This is a genomic window from Pseudomonas sp. QD4, from assembly GCF_049199125.1.
Lineage (GTDB): Bacteria > Pseudomonadota > Gammaproteobacteria > Pseudomonadales > Pseudomonadaceae > Aquipseudomonas.
Map to the genome: position 1 here is coordinate 152,666 of NZ_JBLZOM010000006.1, position 12,887 is coordinate 165,552.

At 61.6% G+C, this 12,887-nt stretch carries 12 protein-coding genes; 3 read left to right on the forward strand and 9 right to left on the reverse strand.

All coding sequences use genetic code 11. From position 1 onward, the window contains the following. Window positions 1–19 precede the first annotated feature (19 nt). A complete protein-coding gene (gene leuS, locus ACOZJV_RS28130) occupies window positions 20–2,626 on the reverse strand; it encodes a leucine--tRNA ligase (RefSeq protein WP_078471656.1) in 2,607 nt (868 codons plus the stop codon). 260 nt (window positions 2,627–2,886) lie between these two features. Here leuS and ACOZJV_RS28135 point away from each other — a divergent pair, with 260 nt between their 5' ends. Beyond that, window positions 2,887–3,207 carry a hypothetical protein gene (locus tag ACOZJV_RS28135; RefSeq protein WP_201128154.1) on the forward strand — a complete coding sequence of 107 codons (321 nt, stop codon included), beginning with the start codon at window positions 2,887–2,889 and terminating at the stop codon, window positions 3,205–3,207. Window positions 3,208–3,333: 126 nt separating this feature from the next. Beyond that, window positions 3,334–4,095, forward strand: coding sequence for a YdcF family protein (locus tag ACOZJV_RS28140; RefSeq protein ID WP_201128153.1), 762 nt, complete (start codon window positions 3,334–3,336; stop codon window positions 4,093–4,095). Window positions 4,096–4,158: 63 nt separating this feature from the next. Here ACOZJV_RS28140 and lnt read toward each other — a convergent pair whose 3' ends face one another. The 5 genes from lnt to miaB form a co-directional block, all read right to left on the reverse strand. After that, window positions 4,159–5,682: an apolipoprotein N-acyltransferase gene (gene lnt / locus ACOZJV_RS28145; RefSeq protein ID WP_078471659.1), complete on the reverse strand. Its 1,524-nt coding sequence runs from the start codon at window positions 5,680–5,682 to the stop codon at window positions 4,159–4,161. A gap of 8 nt (window positions 5,683–5,690) precedes the next feature. Further along, complete coding sequence (locus ACOZJV_RS28150) at window positions 5,691–6,530, reverse strand: HlyC/CorC family transporter (RefSeq protein ID WP_020295293.1); 840 nt, start codon at window positions 6,528–6,530, stop codon at window positions 5,691–5,693. Window positions 6,531–6,571: 41 nt separating this feature from the next. After that, window positions 6,572–7,030, reverse strand: a complete 459-nt coding sequence (gene ybeY / locus ACOZJV_RS28155; RefSeq protein WP_020295294.1) for an rRNA maturation RNase YbeY — start codon at window positions 7,028–7,030, stop codon at window positions 6,572–6,574. Beyond that, a complete protein-coding gene (locus tag ACOZJV_RS28160; protein ID WP_020295295.1) occupies window positions 7,023–8,033 on the reverse strand; it encodes a PhoH family protein in 1,011 nt (336 codons plus the stop codon). Before ACOZJV_RS28160 ends, ybeY begins: the two co-directional genes overlap by 8 nt. A gap of 170 nt (window positions 8,034–8,203) precedes the next feature. Beyond that, window positions 8,204–9,586, reverse strand: coding sequence for a tRNA (N6-isopentenyl adenosine(37)-C2)-methylthiotransferase MiaB (gene miaB / locus ACOZJV_RS28165; RefSeq protein ID WP_078471660.1), 1,383 nt, complete (start codon window positions 9,584–9,586; stop codon window positions 8,204–8,206). A 133-nt stretch (window positions 9,587–9,719) separates the two neighbouring features. Between miaB and ACOZJV_RS28170 the strand changes: the two genes are divergently transcribed. After that, entirely contained in the window at window positions 9,720–10,046 is a 327-nt protein-coding gene (locus tag ACOZJV_RS28170) for a DUF1820 family protein (protein ID WP_020295297.1), read from the forward strand. A gap of 132 nt (window positions 10,047–10,178) precedes the next feature. On the opposite strand, the gene ACOZJV_RS28175 is transcribed toward ACOZJV_RS28170, so the two are convergent. From ACOZJV_RS28175 to thiE, 3 genes are all read right to left on the reverse strand, one after another. Further along, window positions 10,179–10,733, reverse strand: a complete 555-nt coding sequence (locus ACOZJV_RS28175) for a tetratricopeptide repeat protein (protein ID WP_020295298.1) — start codon at window positions 10,731–10,733, stop codon at window positions 10,179–10,181. A gap of 223 nt (window positions 10,734–10,956) precedes the next feature. Beyond that, complete coding sequence (hemL, locus tag ACOZJV_RS28180; protein WP_020295299.1) at window positions 10,957–12,240, reverse strand: glutamate-1-semialdehyde 2,1-aminomutase; 1,284 nt, start codon at window positions 12,238–12,240, stop codon at window positions 10,957–10,959. Between the two features lie 17 nt (window positions 12,241–12,257). Further along, complete coding sequence (thiE, locus tag ACOZJV_RS28185; protein ID WP_201128151.1) at window positions 12,258–12,881, reverse strand: thiamine phosphate synthase; 624 nt, start codon at window positions 12,879–12,881, stop codon at window positions 12,258–12,260. Between the last annotated feature and the right edge of the window lie 6 nt (window positions 12,882–12,887).

Below are 12,887 nucleotides of genomic sequence, written 5' to 3' on the forward strand. Positions count from 1 at the left end.
GACCTGGCACCTGATCCAATTAGCTAGCGACGATATTGACCAGTTTGCCGGGCACGACGATCACTTTGCGAATCGTCAGGCCTTCGGTGAAGCGCAGCACGTTCTCGTTGCTGCGAGCAGCGGCTTCGACCTCTTCGCGGCTGGCGCTGGCCGGCATTTCGATCTGCCCGCGCAGCTTGCCATTCACTTGGATGACCAGTTGCAGCGTGTCCTGTACCAGGGCGCTGTCATCCTGTACTGGCCAGCCGGCGTCGATCACCGCGCCACTGTGGCCCAAGCGGTTCCACAGATCGTGGCTGATGTGCGGCGTGATTGGCGCCAGCAACAGGACGACAGTTTCCAGGCCTTCCTGAACCAGTGCGCGGTCCTGTTCGGTGATTTGCGGTGCTTTTTCCAGCACGTTCATCAGCGTCATCACCTGGGCGATGGCCGTGTTGAATTTGTGATTCTGGCCCACGTCCTGGCTGGCCTGGCGGATAGCCAGGTGGGTGCTGCGACGAATGACTTTTTGCTCATCGTTCAAGTTGGCCACGTCCAGTTTGCCTGGGAGACCCTGGCTGATATGGGCGTGCGCCAGGCGCCAGACGCGCTTGAGGAAGCGGTGCGAACCTTCAACGCCGGAGTCGGACCATTCCGCGCTCATGTCAGGCGGCGAGGCGAACATCATGAACAGGCGGCAGGTATCGGCGCCGAACTGGTCGATCATCGACTGAGGGTCGACGCCGTTGTTCTTGGACTTGGCCATCTTCTCGGTGCCACCGATCTCTACCGGCAGACCGTCGCTGATCAGCTTGGCACTGATCACCTTGGCTTTGCCATCACGCTCCAGCTCGACGTCGGCCGGGTTGAACCAGGTGTAGGCGCCATTGGCTTCGCGGCGATAGTAAGTCTCGGCAACCACCATGCCTTGGGTCAGCAGGTTCTTGAACGGTTCATCAGAGGTCACCAGGCCTTCGTCGCGCATCAGCTTGTGGAAGAAGCGCGCGTAAAGCAGGTGCAGGATCGCGTGTTCGATGCCGCCGATGTACTGATCCACCGGCAACCAGTGGTCAGCCGCAGCTTTTTCCACCAGGCCGCCTTCATAGTGTGGCGAGGCGTAGCGGGCGTAGTACCACGAGGACTCGACGAAGGTGTCCATGGTGTCGGTTTCACGCTTGGCCGGAGCACCGCATTTCGGGCAGGCGCATTCGTAGAACTCGGGCATGCGCGCCAATGGGGAACCGGCGCCGTCCGGCACCACGTCTTCGGGCAGCACGACGGGCAGTTGCTCTTCCGGGACCGGCACATCACCGCAGCTGTCGCAGTGGATGATCGGGATCGGGCAGCCCCAGTAGCGCTGGCGGCTGATGCCCCAGTCGCGCAGGCGGAACTGGGTACGCGAGGCACCCAGGTTTTTCTTGATCAGCGCCACTTCCATGGCGTCGAAGGCGCCTGCGAAGTCGAGACCATCGAACTCGCCGGAGTTGATCAGCGTGCCGTGCTCGCCATAGGCGTCTTGCCAGGGTGCCGGGTTGGTGTCACCGGAGCTGGTGCGCACCACCGACTTGATCGGCAGGTTGTACTTGGTGGCGAATTCGAAATCGCGCTCGTCGTGGGCTGGAACAGCCATCACCGCGCCATCGCCGTAATGCATCAGCACATAGTTGGCGACCCACACCGGAAGTTTTTCACCGGTCAACGGGTGCTCGACGAACAGCGAGGTCGGCAGGCCTTTCTTCTCCTGGGTGGCGACATCGGCTTCCGCGACGCTGCCGCCTTTGCATTCGGCGATAAAGGCCTGCAGCTCAGGGTTGTTCTGGGCCGCCAGGGCCGCCAGTGGATGCTCGGCAGCCACGGCAACGTAAGTCGCGCCCATCAGGGTGTCCGGGCGGGTGGTGAAGACTTTCAGTACGCCCGCTTCGCCGATGGAGTCGACGTTGTACGGGAACTGCACTTCCATGCCGCGGGACTTGCCGATCCAGTTGCGCTGCATGGTCTTGACCTGCTCAGGCCAGCCCGGCAGATCGTCGAGGCTCGACAAGAGTTCATCCGCGTAGGCGGTGATCTTGAAGTAGTACATCGGGATTTCGCGCTTTTCAATCAGCGCGCCGGAACGCCAGCCGCGCCCGTCGATCACCTGCTCGTTGGCCAGCACGGTCTGGTCGATAGGGTCCCAGTTCACGGTGCCGTTTTTGCGGTAGATCACGCCTTTTTCGAACAGGCGAGTGAACAGCCATTGTTCCCAGCGGTAGTAATCCGGCTTGCAGGTGGTCACTTCACGGGACCAGTCCACGGCCAGGCCCAGGCTGCGCAGCTGGGTCTTCATGTAGGCGATGTTTTCGTAGGTCCACTTGGCGGGAGCCACGTTGTTCTTCATCGCGGCGTTTTCCGCCGGCATGCCGAAGGCGTCCCAACCCATGGGTTGCAGGACGTTCTTGCCCAGCATGCGCTGGTAGCGGGAGATGACGTCGCCGATGGTGTAGTTGCGCACATGCCCCATGTGTAGCTTGCCGCTGGGGTAAGGGAACATTGATAGGCAATAGAAAGTCTCCTTGCCTGGCTGTTCACTGACTTCAAAGGACTTTTGCTCATCCCAGAATGACTGGGCGGCGGCTTCAATTTCACGGGGCTGATATTGTTCGTGCATGGCTACTTTTGAACTGAATAGGGGTGGCCTAATCCTCTTCATTGCAACGTTGGGCGGTGATGGCGCCAGATACGGCGTTTTCGAGGCCCAGTCGAGCTGGAAGTGGAGTTACAGGAAGCGCCGTAGCATACATGACCGCGCTCTGCCGAGGGAAACCCTGATTGCGCGCCCTGGGCCGTTGGTCGCGGCGCCAGGCCGCTTTCATCCGCCCGGCTAAGCTGAAATTGGGGAGCAAGACTGATCTTCAATGAGGTGAGCGGATGGCTGAGTCGCAGCAAAAAGCTACAAAACCCGAGTTGTACGAAAAGCTTATAGATCGTTTGGCATTGGCGCTGGATGCAGCAAAAACGGCGGGTCGCTTGCGCGATGAGCGTCCCCTGGAGCTGGAGTTGCGAGGTCTGAGTCGCGCCGAGTTCGAGTTGGTCAAGGCGTATCTGGATCGCAGTGAGCGTATGACGCAGGCAGGCGTGCTGGAGAGTTTGAGGCAGTGCGCAGCGCCACGTTCAGCCAAAGTCATCTGGTTGAAAGACAGGCTGCCATTGAGGGAGCAGGTAAAGGCCCGTTCCCTGAGGTGCAAGTAGCCCTGAGCTGCTCGTTTTGGTCTGCCTCCGGCTGCTGGCGCGGGCCTTGAGGTTTGAAATTCATCTCGCGCCTGTTGTTGCAGGGCGTCTATCCACATAGGCTTCGGGCATCTTTGGAGATGCCCGATGCCCTTTCGTTATTTCATCAAACAATTGCTGTTGCCGCCCGGTGTCCTATTGCTGTTGCTGGCCCTTGCCTGGTGGTTTCGTAAAACGCGCCCACGCTTGGCCGGGCTGTGTTTTGCCCTTGGCCTGGGCGGTTTCTGGCTGATGAGTCTGCCGGTGATGGTGGAGTGGGGTGCCAGCGCCCTGGAGCGCGAGCCGGCGCTGGCGACAGATCAGTGGGCGGCGCTGGCCGAGCGGGCGGATGCGATTGTGGTGTTGGGTTCCGGGCGCGAACGGGGCGATCCGGCATGGGGGTATGACCAGCCCACCGGTGTGGGCCTCGAGCGTGAGCGCTATGCCGCGCGACTGGCCAAGGCCTCTGGCCTGCCGATATTGACCAGTGGCGGCTTGCACTATGGCACGCCGCCGACCGAGGCTGCGCTGATGGCCGAGTCGTTGATGGGGGACTTCGGGGTGGCGGTGCGCTGGCAGGAAGGGCGCAGCCGCACCACTTGGGAGAATGCTCAGTTCAGCGCCGAAGTGCTGTTGCCCCAGGGCATCAAGCGAGTGGTGGTCGTGACCCAGGCCTGGCACATGCCGCGTGCGGCCTGGAGCTTCGAGCAGGCAGGTTTTACCGTGGTGCCGGCGCCGGTGGGTTTTCTGGGGGTGGATAATGCGCGGCCGTTGGGCGGCTGGATGCCGGAGTTCAAGTCGATCTGGCAGAGCGGCCAGTTGTTGAACGAAGCCGTGGGGCAGGTGGGCTACAAGCTGTTCTATCGCTGAGGCGCTGAGGGCCGACAAGCCAGGGCCCGCAGCCACGGGCGGGAACGGCTTGCCGGCGTCGGGTCAAACGGTCTTGGCAATACGGCTGGCCAGCAACGCCCAGCCAAACAACAGCCCGCACAGGATGATCAATGGCCATGAGCGCCATTGCAGATAGGGCGTGAGGTTATGCATGGGCACCACTTCGCCGTAGAGAATCCCGCGCTCAAACTGCGGAATCTGCACGGTGATCTTGCCAAACGGGTTGATCAGCCCGGTCACCCCGTTGTTGGTGGCACGGATCATCCAGCGCCCGGCTTCCAGGGCGCGCATCTGAGCCATCTGCAAATGCTGTAGGGGGCCGATCGAGGTGCCGAACCAGGTGTCGTTGCTGATAGTCAGCAACAAGTCGCTGCGAGCCGAGAGGCCGGCGGCGAATTCCGGGTAAACCACCTCGTAACAAATAAACGGTGCGATCTGATAACCCTTGGCCTGCAGCAGCGGCTGGTCGGCGGGGCCACGGGCGAAGTCCGACATCGGCAGGTTGAAGAAGTCGATCAGGCCGCGCAGCAGGTCCTGCAGGGGCACGTACTCGCCAAAGGGCACCAGCTTCTGTTTCAGGTAAGTGCCATCGCCTTCGCCAACCACGGTGATGCCATTGAAGAAGCGTTTTTCGTGGCGCAGTTCCTGGCGAATCGGAACCCCGGTGATCAGCGCGGAATGCCTGTCAGCCGCAAAGTTGCCCATCATCGCCAAGTAGCCTTCAGCAGACTCCTTGAGCACGGGGACTGCGGTTTCCGGCCAGATCAGCAGGTCCACAGGCTTGGAACTGAAGCTCATGTCGCGGTACAGCGCCAGTTGCGCGTTGAGCTGGGCCGGGTCCCATTTCATGCTCTGTTCGATGTTGCCCTGAATGGCGGCAACGGACAGCGGCTTGCCCGATGGGCTGGTCCAGGCGTGGTCCTTGAGGCTGAGGCCGATTACCCAGGGTGCAGCCAGTAGCAGCAGGCCGGCGACGATAAAGCCTTTGCGTCCGGCCCGGATCAATCGCGGCAGGTTGTAGAGCAGCGCAGCGGTCAGGGCGAGAGAGAAGGAAATCAGCCACATGCCGCCCAATGGCGCGAGCCCGGCCAGGGGGCCATCGAGCTGGCTGTAGCCGGAGTAGAGCCATGGGAAGCCGGTCAGGAACCAGCCGCGAAAGGCCTCCTGGGCCAGCCACAGGGCAGCGAACGCCAGGGCGTCGGCCAGGGGCGCTTCATTGCGCCGCAGCCACCGTGCCCAGAGCCAGGCGGGCAGGGCGAAGAACCAGGCGATTGCAGCAATGAACGCCAGCATCAGCAAGCCGGCCAGCAGCGCTGAGGCGCCGCCGTAGGTATGGATGCTGACGTAGATCCAGCTGGTGCCGGCGCCGAACAGGCCAAAGCCGAAGCACCAGCCACGGCCCAGGGCTTGACGGGGTGTCAGCTCACGCAGGCCGGCGTAGAAAAAGCCGACCGCCAGCAGGGCCAGCGGCCAGATGTCGTACGGTGCCAGGGCCAGGGTGGTGATTGCGCCAGCCGCCACGGCCAGCAGGTTACCGGGCCAGCCGGGGCGGGTGATCCAACGCATGTCAGTCCTTAGCGGGAGATAGGGGTCAGGCGCAGCAGGTGGATCCGGCGGCTGTCGGCATTCAGAATGCGGAAGCGATAGGCGCCGATTTCGGTGATTTCATTACGCTTGGGCAAGTGCCCGAACGCGCTCATCACCAGGCCACCCACTGTGTCGAATTCATCGTCGGAGAACTCGCTGTCGAAAAACTCGTTGAAGTTCTCGATCGGCGTCAGTGCCTTGATCAGGAAGTCGCCGCTGGGCAACGGCTTGATGTAGCTGTCTTCCTCGACGTCATGTTCGTCCTCGATGTCGCCGACGATCTGTTCCAGCACGTCCTCGATGGTCACCAGGCCGGCGACGCCGCCGTATTCGTCGATGACGATCGCCATGTGGTTGTGGTTGGCGCGGAACTCGCGCAGCAGCACATTGAGGCGCTTGGACTCCGGCACGAACGTCGCCGGGCGCAGCAGATCCTTGATGTTGAAGCTGTCGCCGTTCTCCTTGAGGATCAGCGGCAGCAGGTCCTTGGCCAGGAGGACGCCCATCACGTCGTCATGGCTTTCGCCGATCACCGGGTAGCGCGAGTGCGCGGAATCGATAACTGCGGGCAGGAACTCGCGCGGGGTCTGGGTCGCCTTGATGCTGATCATCTGCGAGCGCGGGACCATGATGTCCCGTACTTGCAGGTCCGCAACCTGAATGGCGCCTTCGACGATGGCCAGCGCTTCGCTGTCCAGCAGCTTGTTCTGATGGGCTTCGCGCAGCAGCTCCAGCAGCTCCTGGCGGTTTTTCGGCTCATGGGCAAAAGCCTGGGTGAGCTTACCCAGCCATGACTTCTGCCCGTTGCTCGATCGATCTTCGCTCATAGCGATTACTCTAAATCCTTGGTTGTTACAGGTGGATGTAATTAAGACTCGTCGTCGGCATAAGGGTCGCGATGACCCAGTTCTGCAAGCAACGTTCGTTCCAGTGCTTCCATTTCTTCGGCTTCGTCGTCATCTATATGGTCGTAACCCAGTAGATGCAAGCAGCCGTGAATGACTAGATGTGCCCAATGGGCCTCAAGTTCCTTGCCTTGCTCCGCCGCTTCGCGTTCGACCACTTCAATGCAGATCACCAGGTCGCCGAGCAGCGGAATATCCAGCAGCTCGTCCGGCACATCGGCCGGGAACGACAGCACATTGGTGGCGTAATCCTTGTGGCGCCAGGTGTGGTTCAGCTCGCGCCCTTCAGGCTCGTCCACCAGGCGAATGGTCAGCTCGGAGTCGGCGCTGCGCTGGCGCAAGGCCAGTTCGCACCATTGGCGGAACTGGGACTCGCTGGGGGCAGGCTTGTCACTGGCCAGTTGCAGATCAAGCTCAAGCATCGTGGCGATGGCCTTTTTCTGCAGTTGGCTCTTCGGGCGCAGGGTTTTCGAAGCGGTCGTAGGCTTCGACAATGCGCTGGACCAGCGGGTGGCGCACCACGTCCTTGGCCAGGAAGTGAGTGAAGCTGATGCCCGGGACGTCCTTGAGCACGGTGATGACCTGGGACAGTCCGGACTTGGTGCCTTTGGGCAGGTCGACCTGGGTGATGTCGCCGGTAATCACCGCGGTCGAGCCGAAGCCGATACGGGTCAGGAACATCTTCATCTGTTCGACGGTGGTGTTCTGGCTTTCGTCGAGGATGATGAAGCTGTTGTTCAGGGTGCGGCCGCGCATGTAGGCCAGCGGGGCGATCTCGATGATTTGGCGTTCGATCAGTTTGGCCACGTATTCGAAGCCGAGCATCTCGTAGAGCGCGTCGTACAGCGGGCGCAGGTAGGGGTCGATCTTCTGCGCCAGGTCGCCGGGCAGGAAACCGAGTTTTTCACCGGCTTCGACTGCAGGGCGTACCAGCAGGATGCGTCGCACTTGCTCGCGTTCCAGTGCGTCGACGGCACAGGCCACGGCCAGGTAGGTCTTGCCGGTACCGGCGGGGCCGATGCCGAAGTTGATGTCGTTATTGAGGATCTCTTTGACGTAGCGCTGCTGATTCAGGCCGCGTGGGCGAATCATGCCTTTCTTGGTGCGCAACGCAACGCTGGCTTCGGCCACCGGGTTGTTGGCGAGATCCTCTACGGCGGATTCCTGCAGGTACAGGTGCACGGTTTCCGGCGACAGCTCGGTCCCCTTGGTTTCCCGGTACAGGCGGCGAATGAGGTTTTCCGCGGAGGCGGTGAGTCTGGATTCACCAATGAGTTCGAACTGGTTTCCGCGATTGCGGATCTCGATGCTCAGGCGTTGTTCGATCAAGCGCAGGTGCTCGTCGAATTGTCCGCACAGGTTGGCGAAGCGGCGAGCCTCAAAAGGCTCGAGGAGGAAGCGATGTGGTTCTATGGGTGCGTTCAAGGTCGTTTTAAGCCGCCCTGGGGCAATTAAGATGAAATCAAGGATAACGCCAGTGGCGCGGGTGCGAAAGCACTTAAATAGTGGAGCAGGTCCTCGGCAACCCAGCCTGACCAGTGTGAGCGCTGGTCAGGCTGTTGTGAGGTTGTTCAGCTCACGCGAGCGGCAATCCTTCAGGCCACGGTGGCAGGCGCACCGACTTCTCTCGCGGTGCCGCTTTGCTCGGTTGCAGGCAGCAATGATCCGCGCAGCGAGTGCGGCTGGGCGGCATCGATGTGCACGTCGGCGAACTGGCCGATCAAGGTCGGGTTGTCGCAGCGGAAGTTGACGATGCGGTTGTTCTCGGTCCGGCCCTGCAGTTCGCCAGGGTCTTTCTTCGAATAGTCGGTGACCAGGATCCGCTGGATCGACCCGACCATTTGTCGGCTGATCTCGAAGCCTTGCTGATTCAATCGGTGCTGCAGAGCATTTAGACGTTCTTTTTTCAGCTCTTCCGGGGTGTTGTCCACCAGGTCGGCAGCCGGGGTGCCCGGACGCTGGCTGTAGACAAACGAGTAGGAAAAGTCGAAGCCGACGTCTTCGATCAGCTTCATGGTCTGTTCGAAGTCTTTTTCAGTCTCGCCCGGGAAGCCGACGATAAAGTCGGAGCTGATGCAGATGCCGGGTACCGCCGCGCGCAGTTTGCGCAGCTTGGATTTGTACTCCAGGGCCGTGTGGTTGCGCTTCATGGCCGCGAGGATCCGGTCGGAGCCCGATTGCACTGGCAGATGGAGGTGTTTCACCAGTTCCGGGACTTCGGCGTGGGCCTGGATCAGGCTGTCGGAGAATTCCAGAGGGTGCGAGGTGGTGTAGCGAATACGCTCGATGCCATCGACCGCGGCCACCACTCGAATCAGCTCGGCCAGGTCAGCCAGGCGTCCGTCATGGGTCAGGCCGCGATAGCCGTTGACGTTCTGCCCCAGCAGGGTGACTTCGCGCACACCGTTTTCCGCGAGGTGGATGATTTCGGCGATCACATCGTCAAAGGGCCGGCTGACTTCTTCGCCGCGGGTGTAGGGCACGACGCAGAACGTGCAGTACTTGCTGCAGCCTTCCATGACCGACACATAGGCGCTTGGGCCATCGATGCGCGGCTCCGGCAGGTGGTCGAACTTTTCGATTTCCGGGAACGAGACGTCGACTTGCGGCAGTTTGGTGATGCGCGCCGCGTCGATCATTTCCGGCAGGCGGTGCAAGGTTTGCGGGCCAAAGACCACGTCGACGTAGGGTGCGCGATCGCGGATCGCCGCGCCTTCCTGGCTGGCCACGCAACCGCCGACGGCGATCACCATGTCCGGGTTGGCCAGTTTCAGTTCGCGCCAGCGGCCGAGCTGGGAGTACACCCGGTCCTGGGCGCGTTCGCGGATCGAGCAGGTATTGAGCAGGATGACGTCGGCATCCTCAGCACGGGCAGTGACTTCCAGGGCCTGATGTTCACCCAGCAGATCGACCATGCGCGAGCTGTCGTACTCGTTCATCTGGCAACCGTGGGTTTCGATGTAAAGCTTCTTGGCCATGGGGGATCGTCAACTGGTGGTAAAGAACCGCGCATTATAGGGGGCATGCCGATAGGTTCCTAGCACTGTGCATCGGGTGCCATGCTATAGTTCGCGCCCTCTTTTATATCCCCCGATGTGTTACCCGCCCACCATGACCAAACGTGAAGCTCCAATCTATAAGGTGATTTTCCTCAACCAGGGCCAGGTGTTCGAAATGTACGCCAAGCAGATCTATCAAAGTGATCTGTGGGGTTTCCTGGAGGTGGAAGAGTTCGTCTTTGGCGAGCGCACCCAGGTGGTCGTCGATCCGAGCGAAGAGAAGCTCAAGGCGCAGTTCGAAGGCGTGGTCCGCAGTTTTGTGCCAATGCATTCCATCGTGCGCATCGACGAAGTGGAGCGTCTGGGCACACCGAAGATCAGCGAAGCCCGCGGCATGAGCAACGTCATGCCGTTCCCGATGCCGATGCCCGAAAAGTAGTATCGGCACAGTTGCTGAGCGAGGGCGTGTACCCTCGCTCGACAGCAAGGCAGACGCAAATCTACCCCTGCGATTCATTAAGGTAAGTGCCGTGATCGGCTCGCGGGGAGTGCTGTACTCCCTGAGTACCGCTCAGGGCAGAGGAGAGAAGGGCGAACGCCCGTCGGCGCTCTGCAGTTCCATCAGGTATTTGCGGAAGATCTGCCCCAGCACCTGGGTCGCTACTTCCAGTTCATCACGCTGCATGTGCTCGGCGACTTCGTCGGCCGTATCCAGCGCATCTTCGGCACCATTGACCGCCGCCATTTTCAGCACGATATACGCCTGGACGTTATTGGCGGGCACACCTTCACCGTGGAAAAACATGGTTCCGAGCTTGAACTGTGCCTGAGCGTGGCCTTGCAGTGAGGCTTTCTCGAAGTAGCTGAGGGCCAGGTTGAGGTCGCGCGGTGCGCCCTTGCCCTCGTAATAGAACTCGCCCAACTCGTACTGTGCTTGTGCATCGCCTTCATCGGATGCTTTCTGGCAGGCGGCGAGCGCCTCGGCCAGGTCTTGCGGCTGAGTATTCAGGGTGCAGCGACCCATCGCTGGGATCAACAACGAGTTGCCGCCCGCTTGTGCGTGCGCGAGCAGGGGCTGAAGGAGCAACAGGCAGCCCAATGCAAGGGCGCGGCCGGTGCGGTTCATGGGAATCGACTTACCTCTGGAGGGCACGCGGACCCATCGAGGGATCCAATAAGCGCGCATTATGAAATAAGCAGGGCCAACCTTACAAAGTCTTTACTCGTTTTTCTGCTGCGCGGGCGCTATATCCGCAGCTTTCGGCGGATTTATTGCTTTGCGGGGCGCAAACAGCGAGTGACGAGGTACAACCGCCGCCCGCAAATGCTGGCGGCGGTTGAGGCGGGCTTTACTTCAATGCGGCAAATGCGCGTTCTGCGGCGTCCAGGGTCAGTTTCAACTCGGCATCGCCGTGGGCGATCGAGGTGAAACCGGCCTCGAAGGCGCTCGGCGCCAGGTACACGCCACCTTCGAGCATCAGGTGGAAGAAGCGCTTGAACAGGTTGGCGTCGCTGGCCATGACATCGTCAAAGGTGACGATGTCGTCGGCGCCACTGAAGTACAGGCCGAACATGCCGCCTGCCTGAGTGGTGACGAACGGTATGCCTGCGGCATCGGCACGCTGTTGCAGGCCGTCGAGCAGGCGGCTGGTGTAGTCGCTGAGTTCGGCGTGGAAGCCCGGGCGGCTGATCAGGCGCAAGGTGGTCAGGCCGGCAGCCATGGCCAGCGGGTTGCCCGACAGGGTGCCGGCCTGGTAGACCGGGCCCAGCGGGGCGATGTGGTGCATGATCTCGCGCTTGCCGCCGAAGCAGCCGACCGGCATGCCGCCGCCAATGATCTTGCCGAAGGTGCTCAGGTCCGGAGTCACGCCGTAATGGGCCTGGGCGCCGCCGAGGGCGACCCGGAAGCCGGTCATCACTTCATCGAAAATCAGCACCACGCCGTGCTGGTCGCACAGGCTGCGCAGGCCTTCGAGAAAGCCCGGCGCCGGCGGCACGCAGTTCATGTTGCCAGCCACTGGCTCGACGATAATGCAGGCCACTTCCTGGCCGACTTCGCCCAGCATCTTCTCGACCGCAGCGATATCGTTGAACGGCAGCGTCAGGGTGTGTTTGGCAAACGCCGCAGGCACGCCAGCCGAGCTTGGAACGCCCTGGGTCAGCGCGCCGGAACCGGCTTTTACCAGCAGGCTGTCGGAGTGCCCGTGGTAGCAGCCTTCGAACTTGATGATGCTGTCGCGGCCGGTGAAGCCCCGGGCCAGGCGAATGGCGCTCATGGTGGCTTCGGTGCCGGAGCTGACCATGCGCACCATCTCCATCGACGGCACGATGGAGCAGACCAGGTCCGCCATCTCGGTTTCCATGGCCGTCGGCGCGCCGTAGGACAGGCCATGTTCCAGCTGCTTGCGTACCGCGTCCAGCACGTCCGGGTGACTGTGGCCGAGGATCATCGGGCCCCACGAGCCAACGTAATCGACATAACGCTTGTCATCTTCGTCAGTGACGTAGGCGCCTTCGGCGTGCTTGAAGAACAACGGGGTACCGCCAACGCTCTTGAACGCACGAACGGGCGAGTTCACGCCGCCGGGGATGTGTTTCTGGGCATTGGCAAACAGAGTTTCGGAACGGGACATGATCGGGCTCTCAGCAATCAGCAATTGAATAAGTCGTTGAAGGCGCGGGCGCGGCGCGTTACTTCCTGGGTGCTCGATGCACCAAACAGGCCGTGGACCACCGCCAGCAGGTCGGCGCCATGGGCCACCAGTGGCGCGGCGTTGTCGAGGGTGATGCCGCCGATCACGCAGATCGGCAGGTGCAGGCTGGCGCGGGCCTGGTCCAGCAGTTCAAGGTCGGCGCTCGGTGCGCCGGGCTTGGTGCTGGAGTTGAAAAAGCGGCCAAAGGCGACATAGCTCGCGCCTTCCTTGGCGGCTTGCTCGGCGAGTGCGAGTTGGCTGTGGCAGGTCGAGCCGATGATTGCCTTGCGCCCGAGCAGGGCCCGGGCGGGCGTCAACGGACCATCGGTCTGGCCCAGGTGCACGCCGACACCAATGCGCGCCGCCAGCTCGGCGTCGTCGTTGATGATCAGTTGGGTCGTGTAGCGCTCGCACAGTCGCTGCAGGGTCTCGGCCTCGCGCAGGCGACGGGCCTCGTCGTTGCTCTTGTCGCGGTATTGCAGCAGCGTCACGCCGCCATCCAGCGCGGCCTCCACGTACTGCAGAAACTTGCCGGCCAACAATTGGCTGTCGGTGATGGCGTACAGGCCACGTAGTTTCATTGAAAG

Bases quoted from the DNA above. Each gene is read 5' to 3' on its own strand.
- leuS (WP_078471656.1), bottom strand. From the start codon at position 2,626: ATGCACGAACAATATCAGCCCCGTGAAATTGAAGCCGCCGCCCAGTCA.
- ACOZJV_RS28135 (WP_201128154.1), top strand. From the start codon at position 2,887: ATGGCTGAGTCGCAGCAAAAAGCTACAAAACCCGAGTTGTACGAAAAG.
- ACOZJV_RS28140 (WP_201128153.1), top strand. From the start codon at position 3,334: ATGCCCTTTCGTTATTTCATCAAACAATTGCTGTTGCCGCCCGGTGTC.
- lnt (WP_078471659.1), bottom strand. From the start codon at position 5,682: ATGCGTTGGATCACCCGCCCCGGCTGGCCCGGTAACCTGCTGGCCGTG.
- ACOZJV_RS28150 (WP_020295293.1), bottom strand. From the start codon at position 6,530: ATGAGCGAAGATCGATCGAGCAACGGGCAGAAGTCATGGCTGGGTAAG.
- ybeY (WP_020295294.1), bottom strand. From the start codon at position 7,030: ATGCTTGAGCTTGATCTGCAACTGGCCAGTGACAAGCCTGCCCCCAGC.
- miaB (WP_078471660.1), bottom strand. From the start codon at position 9,586: ATGGCCAAGAAGCTTTACATCGAAACCCACGGTTGCCAGATGAACGAG.
- ACOZJV_RS28170 (WP_020295297.1), top strand. From the start codon at position 9,720: ATGACCAAACGTGAAGCTCCAATCTATAAGGTGATTTTCCTCAACCAG.
- ACOZJV_RS28175 (WP_020295298.1), bottom strand. From the start codon at position 10,733: ATGAACCGCACCGGCCGCGCCCTTGCATTGGGCTGCCTGTTGCTCCTT.
- hemL (WP_020295299.1), bottom strand. From the start codon at position 12,240: ATGTCCCGTTCCGAAACTCTGTTTGCCAATGCCCAGAAACACATCCCC.
- thiE (WP_201128151.1), bottom strand. From the start codon at position 12,881: ATGAAACTACGTGGCCTGTACGCCATCACCGACAGCCAATTGTTGGCC.